10 protein-coding genes and 2 tRNA genes are annotated in these 14,508 nt (G+C 57.6%); 10 read left to right on the top strand and 2 right to left on the bottom strand.

Annotated features, from left to right (window positions below; all coding sequences use genetic code 11):
* Positions 1-18: 18 nt before the first annotated feature.
* Together AS89_RS17070 and AS89_RS0106385 are read right to left on the bottom strand one after the other, a co-directional pair.
* Positions 19-1,194: a PepSY-associated TM helix domain-containing protein gene (locus AS89_RS17070; RefSeq protein WP_010131630.1), complete on the bottom strand. Its 1,176-nt coding sequence runs from the start codon at positions 1,192-1,194 to the stop codon at positions 19-21.
* Positions 1,195-1,210: 16 nt separating this feature from the next.
* Positions 1,211-3,310 carry a TonB-dependent receptor gene (locus AS89_RS0106385; RefSeq protein ID WP_010131629.1) on the bottom strand — a complete coding sequence of 700 codons (2,100 nt, stop codon included), beginning with the start codon at positions 3,308-3,310 and terminating at the stop codon, positions 1,211-1,213.
* A 459-nt stretch (positions 3,311-3,769) separates the two neighbouring features.
* Here AS89_RS0106385 and AS89_RS0106380 point away from each other — a divergent pair.
* The 10 genes from AS89_RS0106380 to AS89_RS0106335 all read left to right on the top strand — a co-directional run bounded on the left by AS89_RS0106380 (position 3,770) and on the right by AS89_RS0106335 (position 14,454).
* Positions 3,770-3,846: transfer RNA gene (locus AS89_RS0106380), tRNA-Met, on the top strand.
* A 56-nt stretch (positions 3,847-3,902) separates the two neighbouring features.
* Positions 3,903-3,979: transfer RNA gene (locus AS89_RS0106375), tRNA-Met, on the top strand.
* A 259-nt stretch (positions 3,980-4,238) separates the two neighbouring features.
* The gene (rimP, locus tag AS89_RS0106370) at positions 4,239-4,709 is read left to right on the top strand and encodes a ribosome maturation factor RimP (RefSeq protein WP_010131628.1); all 471 of its coding nucleotides are present in this window, start codon (positions 4,239-4,241) and stop codon (positions 4,707-4,709) included.
* A gap of 155 nt (positions 4,710-4,864) precedes the next feature.
* Complete coding sequence (nusA, locus tag AS89_RS0106365; protein ID WP_010131627.1) at positions 4,865-6,367, top strand: transcription termination factor NusA; 1,503 nt, start codon at positions 4,865-4,867, stop codon at positions 6,365-6,367.
* A 146-nt stretch (positions 6,368-6,513) separates the two neighbouring features.
* On the top strand, positions 6,514-9,339 hold the full coding sequence (gene infB, locus AS89_RS0106360) for a translation initiation factor IF-2 (protein ID WP_010131625.1): 2,826 nt from the start codon (positions 6,514-6,516) through the stop codon (positions 9,337-9,339).
* An 86-nt stretch (positions 9,340-9,425) separates the two neighbouring features.
* Positions 9,426-9,833, top strand: a complete 408-nt coding sequence (gene rbfA / locus AS89_RS0106355) for a 30S ribosome-binding factor RbfA (protein WP_010131624.1) — start codon at positions 9,426-9,428, stop codon at positions 9,831-9,833.
* Positions 9,833-10,783: a tRNA pseudouridine(55) synthase TruB gene (gene truB, locus AS89_RS0106350; RefSeq protein ID WP_010131623.1), complete on the top strand. Its 951-nt coding sequence runs from the start codon at positions 9,833-9,835 to the stop codon at positions 10,781-10,783. The genes rbfA and truB overlap by 1 nt, the downstream gene beginning before the upstream one ends.
* A gap of 110 nt (positions 10,784-10,893) precedes the next feature.
* Positions 10,894-11,163 carry a 30S ribosomal protein S15 gene (gene rpsO, locus AS89_RS0106345; protein ID WP_010131622.1) on the top strand — a complete coding sequence of 90 codons (270 nt, stop codon included), beginning with the start codon at positions 10,894-10,896 and terminating at the stop codon, positions 11,161-11,163.
* Between the two features lie 238 nt (positions 11,164-11,401).
* Positions 11,402-13,519, top strand: a complete 2,118-nt coding sequence (gene pnp, locus AS89_RS0106340) for a polyribonucleotide nucleotidyltransferase (protein WP_010131621.1) — start codon at positions 11,402-11,404, stop codon at positions 13,517-13,519.
* Between the two features lie 110 nt (positions 13,520-13,629).
* Positions 13,630-14,454 (top strand): sulfite exporter TauE/SafE family protein, encoded by an 825-nt coding sequence (locus tag AS89_RS0106335; protein ID WP_010131620.1) that lies wholly within the window; start codon positions 13,630-13,632, stop codon positions 14,452-14,454.
* Positions 14,455-14,508: the final 54 nt, after the last annotated feature.

Below are 14,508 nucleotides of genomic sequence, written 5' to 3'. Positions count from 1 at the left end.
GGTGTGTGCAGCGCCAATTCAATCGGTGCTCGATGCCAGCCCGCTGGGCGGAGCCTCGCTGCGCGGAGCGCGGTACCGCTTGGCCTGCAACTTCAGGCGGCGCTTTTGCCACCACAGGTAGAGTCCCGTAGAAAACAGTATGGCTGGGCTCAATCCTGCCAATAGCACCAGCCAGCGGCCCACGATGCCCAGCGCATCGCCATTATGCAGAGGAAACTGCCAGCGCAGTATCTTGTTGCCCGGCGCGAGCTCTGAGACCGCTTGGCGCATTAAAACCTCACCAGAGTACTGGTCCAGACGAACGAAGCTGGCTCCGTGATTCGTCCAGGGTTCGTCCTCGGCACGAAACGTCAAACCATAACTGTCTTCGGGATTGCGTGGCAAATAGATACGCTTGAGTGTGCCACCAGGGAAGGCTTCTTGCGCAATGGCCACAGCTCGGTCGGGAGAGATGGGCTCGCCGGGTGCCAGGCGTGAAGTGGGCAAGGTTGGGCGGGGCTCCAATTTGAACACGGTTCCGATCACCGTTTCTACCTGAGCAGGGAAGACCAGCGTTACCCCGGAGAAGCTGATCATGAGCAACAGCGGCAGAAAATAAATGCCGAATACTTTGTGCACGTCAAAGTAAAAGCGAAAGCGGTTCCCATTGCGGGAAATAGAAAAGGCGCGTTTCCAGCGACTTTTCCCCGTACGGCTTTTTTTCGGCCACCAGAGCACCGCGCCGGTGATGCAAAACACCATGAGCAGCAGGCCCATAAAACCCACTACGATTTTCCCATTCTTACCGGCCAGTAAGGTGTAGTGCAAACGGTACAGCCAGCTCATGGTGTACTCAGGTGTACCCCAGCCACGCACCGCTAATACCTGGGCGTCGGTCGGTGACACACTGACTTCAATAGGGCCGGGCGCTCCCGCGGGAGTGGGGAAGCGCACCACATGCGGACTGCTCGGCTGGCGCGGTGTCATCAGCCGCGTAGGTGCCGGGTGACCGGAAACTTCCGCCTGTGCGGCGGCGAGAATATCCGTATAACTGGCCGCTTGCGCACTCGGGTTAAATGATACGGTGTGCGGTGTGAGTTTTTCATCCAGCGCATGATCAAATACCAGCAAACTGCCGGTAAGCCCGATCAGGGAGAGCAGCAGGCCCAGGGTCAGGCCGGCATACTTGTGCAGGGTGAAAAACGTTTTACGCATACGGCATCGGGCTTGCTTAGAACACTCTGGAGTAAGACAGGTTCATGCTGCGGCCAATACCTTTGAAGTTGCGACTATCGTTGCCCACAGACTGTGAGTAGTAGGTGAAATAGTCTTCGTTGGAGAGGTTCTGGACAGCAAAGGCCAGTTCACCGCCGAATGCCTTGAGCTGTGCGCTGGCGTCGATGGTGGTGTAGCCGTCAAAGCTGCGCGTGGTATCTCCGTCGGCATTTTCGAAGTCCCGGTCCATCAGCCAGTTCATCTGTAAGCGCGTGGTCAACGCGTCACTCCAGTTCCGGCTCCAGCTCAGGTTGAAACGATTGGGCGCAATGTTTGCGCCATCGAGGTCGGTATCAACCTTGCCATCGCCATCCACGTCATAGCGCCCTTTGGTGTAGGCGTAGCGGACCTCCATGGTATCTGTTTCAGTGGCGAACCACTGGCCACGCAGTTCAGCGCCATCGATGTCGGTTTTTTCACGTTTAACGCTGTAAATACCATCGCTATCCAGTGCCAGGCGCTGGCCAAAATTGGAATCGGAGGAGTAAAGCGCGGCCTGGGCGCCAAATTGCTCGCTGTTGAAGTCGAATCCAAGTTCGTAGTTCTCGGTCAGGATAGGGCGCAGGTCCAGGAAGTTATCCACCGCTTCGCCTGGTTGGTTAATGCCGCGCAGCACGCGACCCACATCCGGCATGGAAAAACTTTCGGAATAGTTGGCGTAGGCGCGCATACCTTCAGTGATCGCGTAGGTGATGCCGATGTTGCCAAGTGTCTCGCTAAATTCCGGATTGCCACCAGTGACCGACTGGCTGCCGTATGAGGCGAGCGTGGTGAAATCATTCACTTGCAGTTCGGCTATTTCATGGCGCAGCCCCGCGGTCACAGTGGTGCTGGCGATACCCGTAAATTCCAGCTGTGCGTAAGGTGCGGCACTTTTGTATTCGGTGGGGGGGACCCAGGCGCGGCCGCTTTGAATCAGCTGCTGCCAGGTTTTGTCCTGCAAGAAATCCATACCGTAGGCGAGGCTTAACGGTGCACCACCTAACGCATCTTTAATCAGGGTGAGTTTCAAGCCGTGTTTTTCGGAGTTGTTCTGTGACTGGTCAAAAAACTCTTCTCCGAAGGCCGGGTCTTGGAAAGTACCAAAAATGCCTCCGCCATAAGTCCCGGCAAAGTCTTGGGAAAACACCTGTGCACGCAGCTTGTGTCCAAGCAAGGCGTCGTTGCTGTATTGCAGGTTGACCGTCGTTACCTCGTTTGAGGGCGCGTCACCCGGCACAGGAGCCTGAACGGCGGTTGTTGGAACTCCCTCACTGAGATCGCCCCTCACGCTGGTCCAGTTGTTGTTGCCTTCCACTTTATAGCGGTTCATCGTCAACTGCAGTCGCTGCTCGTCCCAGCTGTAGCCGGCTTTGACAAAAGCATTGAAGGTGTCACTGTCCATGGTGTCGCCCTGGGTATTATCGAAGCCGACAACTTCCCCATTGGCGTCATAGCTGACCCCATTATCGCGGTACGTCAGGCTTGCCAGGACATCGACCGCATTGATTTTACCAGACAGGCTATAGCTGCCGCCGTAGTTGGCTGACTCTGCGATGTTCTCGGTCTGCAGTGCCGACTCGATACGCACGCTCTGGGCGAATTCATCGCTCGGGGTGCGAGTGACCAGGTTGATGATGCCACCGGAAGCGCCCATACCATGGACGGCGTTAGCGCCATGGATCACTTCCACGCGTTCGAGTACCAGTGGATCAATGGTATGGCCATCGCGTCCGCCACTGCGCAATGGGTTGGACTGTGGCACACCATCAATCAGGTAAAGAGGCTTGCGTCCGCGCAAGCTCTCGCCGGTGCTGGAGAGCTTCTGTCGGCTCGGTGAAAAGCTTGGGATCAGGTTGCCGAGAATTGTCGATAGATCGCTGGTGGCTGCGATTTGGCTGCTGAGTTCTTGCTGGTCGATCAGCGTGACAGTATTGGGGATCGCGCTCAGTGGTTTCTCTGTGCGGCTTGCGGTTACCACAACCTGTTCTTCAATCAGAGCATCTTGCTGTGCGGCGACGCTGGTGGTGCTGATTGTGGCGATGGACAGGGCAAGAGCGGTACGAATCCCGCGCATACGGAGCTCCTTGTTAGGCTTAGATTCTAAAAATGGGTGGCTCAGTCAGAGTGGTGGCGATAATAAGTGTAATGATAATGTTTATCAATAACGTTTGAGTTGGGGCTCGTTTCTTGATCGCACCGCGCTCTCGGTCGCACGGCACTCTCGGCCGCACCACATGTTGCTTCTCGCACTGCTTCTATTACCTCTGTGTTTATGGATTCTTTCGCCGTTACTTTCATTGGTATGGGCACCGTTGCTTTGAGTCGCGATATTTGCCGCGATCGCGCACAAGTAGGGCTTATAATGAAGCTACAGATCGTCGCGCTGCCGATCCTGCGAAAGGCAAGTGTGATTAAATGCCAGAAGTGACTTGACTCCCCGGGGGGCGGTCAATAGAATGCGCAGCCTCTGAGCGGTTGGGGACACCCACCGCAGGAAGTCGAAGACTTACCAGGTCGACTTCCGGGTCGTTGGTGCGGGGTGGAGCAGCCTGGTAGCTCGTCGGGCTCATAACCCGAAGGTCGTAGGTTCAAATCCTGCCCCCGCTACCAAATTTCCATTTATACTTCATGAGGTTTAAGTGGTCGCCTAGCCCCAGAGTTGTTGTTGCGGGGTGGAGCAGCCTGGTAGCTCGTCGGGCTCATAACCCGAAGGTCGTAGGTTCAAATCCTGCCCCCGCTACCAAATTCTTGTAGGCACATGAATGTTATGTGGCTACGCAGTTGAAGCCCCTATTAGGGGCTTTTTCGTATCTGCGGCAAACGGGATTTCCCGGATTGTCATCCGAATGGGCCGGGAGTCGGCGCCGCGGTTTCTCATTCGGGCCGTGGGGTTAGCTCCGCTGCCCATTTTTTGTTTTTTGCAACCGGCTTATTCGGTTGCGCATCCGCCCCCTCCGGGCAGCCACGATATGGTTGGCGCGGGCCGGGGCCAAAGTGGTGATATGGCAAGCAAGCGCGAACTTTTGGAAGACCTTCTGGCTCCGGTGGTTGAGTCACTGGATTGTGAGCTGTGGGGTATTGATTACCAGACCCACGGTCGCAACGCCCTGCTGCGCATTTATATCGACGCGGAGCGCGGTATCTCTGTAGACGACTGCGAGAAAGTCAGCCGTCAGGTCAGCGCGGTGATGGACGTAGAAGACCCCATCAGCAGCAAGTACACCCTGGAAGTGTCCTCACCGGGCATGGATCGTCCACTGTATAAGCTGGAGCAGTATCAGCGTTATATTGGTGCCCAGGTGGAGTTGCGCCTGCGTATGCCGCTGGATGGTCAACGCAAGTGGCGTGGCCTGCTGGCTGGTGTCGAGGGTGATGAAATCGTCCTGCGTATCGACAGTGAAAATGAGTATTTGCTGCCAATCGACAGTATTGAGAAGGCAAATATCATTCCGCAGTTTGACGACAGTAAATAAGCAGTAACAGAGTTTGGGCCTGTGTTTTGGGCCAGTGTCCGGTTTTCCGGGCCGATCATAAAGGGCAATGCGGAAGTAGTGGGTGGAACCATAGGTAACGGGGTTCACCAAAGCATTGAATAGTCAGCACGTAGCGTTTTTGAAGAGGCAGCTGCATGAACAAAGAAATCTTGCTGGTAGCCGAAGCGGTTTCCAACGAGAAAGGCGTTGACCGGGATATTATTTTCCAGGCAATCGAAGTGGCCCTTGCGACGGCTACCAAGAAGCGCTACGACGAAGACTCCACAATCGAGGTGATCATCGATCGCCGCAGTGGTGACTATGAAACGTTCCGCAGCTGGGAAGTCGTTGACGATGACACCCTGGCAGAGCTGGGTACCCAGTTCACTTTGGAAGAAGCCCATGAAAAAGATCCCGAGCTGAAAGCGGGCGACGTGTTCCGCGAGCAGGTGGAAAACGTAGGCTTCGGTCGTATCGCAGCACAAACTGCCAAGCAGGTCATTGTACAGAAAGTCCGTGAAGCCGAGCGCGCCAAGATCGTCGATGAGTATCGTGATCGCGTTGGTGAAATGGTCAGCGGTACCGTGAAGAAGGTGACCCGCGACTTTATCGCGGTGGACCTGGGCAATAACGCCGAAGCGCGTCTGCCCCGCGACCAGCTGGTTGGCCGCGAGATCTTTCGTCTCGGCGATCGCGTGCGCGCCATCTTGCTGGAAATCCAGCCGGAAGCCCGTGGCCCGCAGCTGATGCTGAGCCGTTCCTGCCCGCAAATGCTGATCGAGCTGTTCCGCATTGAAGTGCCGGAAATCTCCGAGCAAGTCATCGAAATTCGTGGTGCCGCCCGTGACCCGGGTCTGCGTGCAAAAATCGCCGTGAACACTAACGACGGTCGTATCGACCCGGTTGGCGCCTGTGTGGGTATGCGCGGTGCGCGTGTTCAGGCGGTATCTAATGAGCTGTCAGGCGAGCGCGTGGACATCGTCCTGTGGGACGAGAACCCCGCCCAGTTCGTGATCAACGCCATGGCACCTGCCGAAATCGAATCCATCGTGGTGGACGAAGACGCTGGCTCCATGGACGTCGCGGTTGCCGAAGAAAACCTGGCCATGGCGATTGGCCGCAGCGGCCAGAACGTGCGCCTGGCTTCCGAGCTGACCGAGTGGCAAATCAACGTGATGAGCGTTGACGAGTGGCAGGCCAAGCAGGAAGCAGAGTCTGGCAGCATCATGGAAACTTTCATGGAACGTCTGGACATCGACGAAGATGTTGCCGGCGTTCTGGTTGAAGAAGGTTTCACCTCCCTCGAGGAAGTGGCCTACGTACCGATCGAGGAAATGCTCGATATCGAAGGCTTCGACGAGGAAATCGCGGAAGAATTGCGTGCCCGTGCCAAGGACGCCCTGCTGACCCAGGCTCTGGCTTCCGAAGAGGAGCTGGAAGCATCTGAGCCACAGGAAGATCTGCTGAACATGGAAGGCATGGACCGTCAGCTGGCGTTCCAGCTCGCCAGCCGTGGTGTTGCCTCCATGGAAGATCTGGCCGAGCAGGCCGTGGATGACCTGCTGGAAATTGAAGGCATGGATCAAGAACGTGCCGCAGCCCTGATCATGAAAGCGCGCGAGCCGTGGTTCGCCGACGACAGTGATCAAGAGGCTTAATGCCCAAGCGCCGGGTGCGAACCCGGCCCTGCGCGTCACTCTGATGGTGGCGCGTGTGCCCCGAATAGCCTGCCAGGCAGGCCAAGGGCGGAGCGGAAAAATGCATTGATACCGCGCCGCCGCAATGCGACTTTTTAGGAGAGAGAATGGCCGAAGTAACAGTTAGCGAACTCGCCAAATCGGTTGGTGCCACCGAGGAGCGTCTGCTCAAGCAGATGCACGAAGCGGGTTTGCCCCACACTTCAGCGGATGCGAAGGTATCTGCGGAAGAGAAGCAGGTCCTGCTCAATTTCCTGAAAAGCAGCCACGGCAGCAGCACAGGGGAAGAGGACGCCGCGCCTCGCAAGATCACCCTCAAGCGTAAAACCACCACCACGTTGAAAACCGGCTCTGGCACCGGCCGTAAGACCGTGAATGTGGAGGTTCGCAAAAAACGCACCTACGTAAAACGTGCAGGGTCCGAGGCCGAACAGCCACAAGAAGAAGTGGATACTTCCGCGCTGAAGAAAGCGGAAGAAGAGCTGGCGGCGGCAGAGAAAGCCGCCGCTGAGCGCGCCCAGGCTGAAAAAGAAGCCGCTGAAGCCGAAGCCCGCGCAAAAGCGGAAGCAGAAGCCGAAGCCAAAGCGCAGGCTGAAAAGGAAGCCGCAGACGCCGCCAAAGCCGAAGCCGAGGCCAAGGCCGTGGAAGCCGCAAAGGTTGAGAAGCCTGCATCAGAAGCTAAATCCGAGGCCAAGCCTGCGCCGAAACCCAAGCCTGCACCTGCTCCCGTTCGCTCCAGCTATGTGGACGATATCGAAGCCATGCGAATTGCCGCCATGGAACGCCGCAAGAAAGAAGCGGAGCGTGAAGCGGCAGAGCTGGAAGAGAAAAAAGCTCGCGTGGAAGCCGAGCGTAAGCGCGTCGAGGAAGAGCAGAAAGAACGCGCAGAAAAGGCCAAGCAAAAAGCTGCGGCAGACACCGCGTCAGCAGCGGCCAAGCCCTCCTTGCGCCGCAAGCAGGAAGCCGCCGTTGATAACAGCAGCGAAGACGATGAGCCGCGTAAACGTCGCAGCCGTCGCGGCAAGTCCGGCCCGAAAAAATCCAGTAAGACCTCCCTGTACGATGCAGCGCTGGAAGCTTTTGAATCGGAAGAAGATCAGCGCAGCACTCGCTCGCTGTCTCGTCCTACGCTGAAAGTGAAGAACACACACGGCTTCAAGAAGCCGACAGGAAAGCAAGTGTACGAAGTGCAACTGGGCGAGACGATTACCGTCGGCGAACTTGCCAAGCAGTTGAATGTTAAAGCCGGTGAACTGATCAAGCGCCTGATGAAAATGGGCGAGATGGTCACCATTAACCAGAGCCTGGATCGCGATACCGCGACCCTGATCGTCGAAGAGATGGGCCACAAAGTGGTGCTGGTTTCCGAGAATGCTCTGGAAGAAGCGCTGGTTGCCGAGTCTCAGCAGGAAGGTGGCGAAGAAGTAAGCCGCGCGCCGGTCGTGACCGTTATGGGCCACGTTGACCACGGTAAAACCTCGCTGCTCGACTACATTCGTGAAACCAAGGTGGCGTCCGGTGAAGCTGGCGGTATTACCCAGCACATCGGTGCTTACCGAGTGAAGACTAGTCAGGGCGAGATCGCCTTCCTGGATACCCCGGGACACGCAGCGTTTACCGCCATGCGCGCCCGCGGTGCTCAGGCCACCGACGTGGTTATCCTGGTTGTGGCCGCCGACGACGGCGTAATGCCGCAGACCGAAGAGGCCATCGCTCACGCCAAGGCGGCCGGTGTGCCGTTGGTCGTTGCGATCAACAAGTGTGATAAGGAAGCGGCAGACCCGGATCGTGTGAAGAACGAACTGGCGGCAAAAGACGTTATCCCGGAAGACTGGGGCGGCGACACCCAGTTCATCGAGGTCTCTGCGCATACCGGCCAGGGCATTGATGAGCTGCTGGAAGCGGTATCCCTGCAGTCCGAGATGCTCGAACTGAAAGCCAAGGTCGGCGTACCGGCCACCGGTGTTGTGATCGAAGCGCGCCTGGAAAAGGGCCGCGGTGTGGTTGCTACCCTGCTGGTACAGAGCGGCGAACTGCAGCGCGGTAATATCGTGCTGGCAGGGCAAAGCTATGGCCGCGTGCGTGCGATGACCAACGAGCTGGGCAAGTCCGTGAAAGAAGCGGGCCCCTCTACTCCAGTAGAGCTGCTGGGTCTGGATAGCACGCCGAATGCTGGTGACGAGTTCATGGTTGTGGCGGACGAGCGTAAAGCCCGTGAAGTGGCCGAGCAGCGTGCCGACAAAGAGCGTATCGAGCGTATGCAGCGTCAGCAGGCTGCCAAGCTGGAAAACATGTTTGCCAACATGGAAGCCGGCGAGAAGAAAGTTCTGCCGGTTGTGGTCAAGGCCGACGTACGCGGCTCTCTTGAGGCGATCCAGGCGGCACTGGCCGATATCGGTAACGAAGAAGTCTCTGTGAACGTGGTTTCCAGTGGTGTGGGTGGTATCGCGGAAAACGATATCAACCTGGCGCTGACCTCTGGCGCGATCGTAATCGGCTTTAACACCCGTGCCGACGTCGCCGCACGTAAGCTGGCCGAAACCGAAAGTGTTGAAGTGCGTTACTACAGCGTGATCTACAACCTGCTGGACGAAGTAAAGCAGGCCCTGTCTGGCATGCTGGACCCGGAAGAACGCGAAGAGATCGTTGGTATCGCCGAGGTGCGCGACGTATTCCGCTCGCCGAAGCTGGGCGCTATTGCCGGCTGTATGGTTACCGAGGGCACCGTGTACCGCAACAAGCCGATCCGTGTACTGCGTGACAACGTTGTGATCTACGAAGGCGAGCTGGAGTCCCTGCGCCGCTTCAAAGACGACGTACAGGAAGTTCGCAACGGTATGGAGTGTGGTATCGGCGTTAAGGACTACAATGACGTCAAGCCAGGCGATCAGATCGAAGTCTTCGACATCGTAAAAATTGCCCGCGAACTGTAACGTTCTCTTTCGCCGGCAGTTGGGCCTCTGCGAATTTCTTCGCGGGGCCTGGCTGCCGGCGAAATGCCATTCTGGATAGGTAAACAATGGCCAAAGAATTCCATCGAGCCGACCGGGTTGCCGACGCCATGCGTCGCGAGCTGGCACGGCTGATTCAGCACGAAGTGCGCGACCCACGTGTAGGCATGGTCAATGTCAACGACGTGGAAGTGAGCCGCGATCTCACCACTGCCAAGGTGTTTGTCACCTTGGTGGGTGAGGATGACCGCAGCAAGATCGATATTTCCATGGACGCGCTGAACAAGGCCGCCGGCTTTCTGCGCAGCCAGCTCGCCAAGGAAATTCAGATCCGTACCATTCCCCGTCTGCAATTTCGCTACGACGAAACCTCCGTTCGCGGCCAGCATCTGTCAGCGTTGATCGACAAGGCGGTAAAGTCCGACCAGAAAAAGTCTGACGACGACGATGACCATTCGGAAGAACAGAACGACTGATGGGCCGTAGACCAAAATGGGGCCGGCAGGTGAATGGTGTGCTGTTGCTGAACAAGCCCACCGGGATTTCTGCCAACGATGCCCTGCAACGAGCCAAACGCCTGTTCTTCGCTAACCGCGCCGGCCATACCGGTGCGCTGGACCCGCTGGCGACCGGCGTGCTGCCAGTGTGCTTCGGCGAGGCGACCAAGTTTTCCCAATACCTGCTGGATGCCGACAAGCGTTACCGCAGCACCTTCTGCCTGGGCATGACTACCGAAACCGGTGATGCCGATGGCGATGTCGTGGCCACCAGTGATGCCTCGGCGATCACTGAACAGCAGGTGCGTGATGCCATGGCGGATTTCCGCGGTACCATCAGCCAGGTGCCGTCCATGTATTCCGCGCTGAAGCACAATGGCCAGCCGCTGTACAAGCTGGCGCGCCAGGGCATTGAGGTAGAGCGGGAAGCGCGCCAGGTGGAAATCTTCTCCTACGAGCTGCTGAACTTCACCCCGGCCGCGGATTCTCCGGACAAGCTGCCCAGGGCAGAGGTCGAAGTGCACTGCTCCAAGGGCACCTATGTACGCAGTCTTGCCGAAGACCTCGGCAAGGCGCTGGGTGTGGGAGCCTTCGTCGAGAAGCTGCACCGCATTGCCGCAGGCCCCTATCACGAAGACGATGCGATCACCCTGGACGAGCTGACCGATGAGCGCGGGGAAGACCGCGCCGAAGTGCTCGATCACCACCTGCTGCCAGCGGATTCTCCCGCCTCCGGGCTGCCCAAGATGATCCTCGCCGAGGACACGGGTTACTATCTACGTCAGGGGCAGCCGGTTATGGATCTGCAGGTCTATCGCTTGGGCGACGAAGGTGATATGGTGCGCCTCTTCCTGGAAAGTGGTGAATTTCTGGGCGTTGGAGAGATTACTGATGACGGGCGGGTCGCTCCCCGCCGGTTGGTAAAATAACCCGCAGGAGCCGGTTTTCCGGCGAATACGGGAATAAGCGACTAGCTGGTCTGTAAACATGCACGGGCCAGCCGAATTTTCAAAGCATGTTACGAACGAGGTAATTCGTTATGGCACTGTCTGCAAACGAAAAAGCAGCCATCCTGAAAGAGCATGGCCAGTCTGAAGGTGATTCCGGTTCTCCGGAAGTTCAGGTAGCCCTGCTGACTGCCAACATCAACAAGCTTCAGGGTCACTTTGCTTCTCACAAGCAAGACCACCACTCCCGTCGTGGTCTGATCCGCATGGTAAACCAGCGTCGTAAGCTGCTGGACTACCTGAAGCGCAAGGATCTGAACCGTTACGCTCAGCTGATCGCCAAGCTCGGCCTGCGTCGCTAAGACCCTGACAATGCCCGCCTCTGGCGGGCATTGTTCTTTTTAGTTCTTGTGCAAACGCTGATCTACTGGCGTAGATGCGCAGGAACCACTGAATATCCGCATTTCGGGGAGTTAGTAAAGTCGTTCCCCGGGATTGCCGGCTGAAGAAATACGCCGGCAAGCATCGCCCGTTTGCGGGCGAACACTGTAGGGGCTGTTGGAATGGGCCAGCAGCCGTAAGGAAACAGGAAAGAAACTAGTGAATCCAGTAACCAAAACATTCCAGTACGGAAAAGATCAGGTCACCATCGAGACCGGCCGTGTTGCACGCCAGGCCACTGGCGCCGCGCTTGTCACCATCGGTGAAACCGTTGTGCTGTGTACCGTGGTTGGTGCCAAAGAAGCCAAGCCAGATCAGGGCTTTTTCCCGCTGTCCGTACACTATGTAGAAAAAGCCTACGCGGCCGGTAAAATTCCCGGTGGCTTCTTCAAGCGTGAAGGTCGTCCGTCTGAGAAAGAAACCCTGACCTCCCGCCTGATCGACCGTCCGATCCGTCCGCTGTTCCCGAACGGCTTCATGAACGAAGTACAGGTGATGATCACCGTACTGTCCGCCGAGAAAGACGTAGATCCGGATATCGCCGGCATGATCGGCACTTCTGCTGCCCTGTCTGTTTCCGGCATTCCTTTCGCGGGCCCGATTGGTGCAGCCCGCGTTGGTTACACCGAGAAAGACGGCTACATCCTGAACCCTGGCTATGCCGCTCTTAAAGAATCTGAGCTGGACATGGTCGTTGCCGGTACCAAAGACGCGGTACTGATGGTTGAATCCGAAGCTGCGGAGCTGCCGGAAGACATCATGCTGGGTGCGGTGCTGTACGCCCACCAGGAAATGCAGGCAGTAGTAACCGTCTGTGAAGAGCTGAAAGCTGAAGCGGGCAAACCGACTTGGGATTGGCAGCCAGAAGCCGTAAACGAAGAGCTGAAGTCCGCGCTGGAAGCCCAGTTTGGTGAGAAAGTAGCAGAAGCCTACAAAATCACCGACAAGCAGGCGCGTACCACCCGTCTGGCTGAGCTGCGCAACGAAGCTGCAGCGGCCCTGGCCACTGAAGAGCTGGACGAAGGCACCGTTAAGAGCTACTTCGGCAAGCTGGAGAAGAAAACCGTACGTGGCGCTGTAGTGCGTGGCGAGCCGCGTATCGACGGCCGCGACACCAAAACTGTACGCCCGATTTCCGTAGAAGTTGGTGTTTTGCCGAAGAGCCACGGCTCTGCGCTGTTCACCCGTGGCGAAACTCAGGCGCTGGTGGTTTCCACCTTGGGTGCGACCCGCGATGCGCAGATCATCGACGCCCTGGAAGGTGAGCGTAAAGACTACTTTATGCTGCACTACAACTTCCCTCCCTATTCTGTGGGTGAAGCGGGTCGTGTCGGTGCTACTGGCCGTCGTGAGATCGGTCACGGTCGTCTGGCTCGTCGCGGTATTGCCGCGGTACTGCCGAACCCGGAAGAGTTCCCGTACACCCTGCGTGTGGTATCCGAGATCACTGAATCCAACGGTTCCAGCTCCATGGCATCCGTGTGTGGTTCCAGCCTGGCCCTGATGGATGCGGGTGTTCCGCTGAAGGCGCCGGTTGCCGGTATTGCCATGGGCCTGGTGAAGGAAGACGAAGGCTTTGCCGTTCTTACCGACATCCTGGGTGACGAAGACCACCTCGGCGATATGGACTTCAAGGTAGCCGGTACCGCTTCTGGTGTGACCGCGCTGCAGATGGACATCAAGATCGAAGGCATTACCGAAGAGATCATGGAGACGGCTCTGGAGCAAGCTCTGCACGCGCGTCTGCACATCCTCGCGGAAATGAACAAGGTTATCGGTGCTTCCCGCGAAGTGGTTAACGAAAACGCTCCGCGTTACGCCACCCTGAAGATCCATCCGGACAAAATCCGCGACGTCATTGGTAAAGGCGGCGCGACCATTCGCTCCATCACTGAAGAAACCGGTGCTTCCATCGACATCGAAGACGATGGCAGCGTGAAGGTGTTCGGTGAAGACGGCGAGAGCCTGGAAGCGGCAGTAACCCGCATCGAGGAAATCACCGCGGAAGCCGAGATCGGTGCGATCTACGAAGGTAAGGTTGTACGAATCGTGGACTTCGGTGCTTTCGTCAACTTCCTGCCGGGTAAAGACGGTCTGGTACACATTTCCCAGATCGCGGAAGAGCGCGTAAATGCGGTTACCGACTACCTGAGCGAAGGTCAGATGGTGAAGGTTAAGGTACTGGACGTAGACCAGCGCGGCCGCATCAAGCTGTCCATCAAGGAAGCCAAAGCCGAAGAAGCCGAGCAGGCGGATGAGGCGACTGGCGAGGAGTAATTCCCGCTGGTTTCCGGGCCCGCTTGCGGGCCGATAAAAACGGTGGCTATATGCCACCGTTTTTTTTGCATTTTTTTTATGACCGTACAATAAGGGACCGGGGGCGCGCAGTGGACGTTTTGTTGATTTACTTACTGGTGGGGATGGGCGCCGGCACTATCGCCGGCCTGTTCGGTGTCGGTGGGGGCCTGATCATCGTGCCGGCTCTGGTGCTGGTGTTTACCGCGCAGGGTATCGCGCCGGACATTCTTACCCATATGGCGGTGGGGACCTCACTCGCGACCATCATCATCACCTCCATCAGTTCTGTGCGTACCCACCATCTCAAGGGGGCGGTGGACTGGCGTATCGTGACGGCCATGGCGCCGGGCATCTTGATTGGTTCCTGGATTGGCGGCATGACCGCGGATTGGCTGAGCGGTGCCTGGCTGCAGCTGTTGATCGGTATTTTTGCCGTAGGTATCGCGCTCAAGATGTGGCGCGACGGCCTGCGCAAGGCGCAGCTTGTTAGTGACGGTAGCCGTGTCCCGGGCCGGGCGGGGCTTTCGCTGGCCGGTAGCTTTATCGGTTGGGTGTCGGCGATCTTTGGTATTGGCGGGGGCTCACTGACGGTGCCATTCCTGACCCGCTGCCGGGTGGTCATCCAGCGTGCGGTGGCGACTTCCGCAGCTTGTGGCCTGCCCATCGCGGTTGCCGGTGCGCTCAGCTTTGCAGTGCAGGGCTGGAGCAACCCGCAGCTGCCGGCATGGACCAGCGGCTACATCTACTGGCCGGCGTTTCTCGGCATTGTGCTGGCCAGCACCTGGTTTGCGCGCCTCGGCGCACTGCTCGCACACAAGCTTTCCCCGCAACTGCTGAAGAACTGCTTTGCTGGCCTGTTGTTCCTGATCGGTGCACGTTTTATCTGGCTGAACTATGCCGTAGCGCTGGGCTGAAACAGCACTCGCCTTAACCGAATAGTTTGCCCATAAAAAAAGCCGCTGCGGTTT

The sequence above is a fragment of the Microbulbifer agarilyticus S89 genome (assembly GCF_000220505.1).
GTDB classification, from domain to species: domain Bacteria; phylum Pseudomonadota; class Gammaproteobacteria; order Pseudomonadales; family Cellvibrionaceae; genus Microbulbifer; species Microbulbifer agarilyticus_B.
This window is presented reverse-complemented; position numbering and strand designations above follow the sequence as displayed.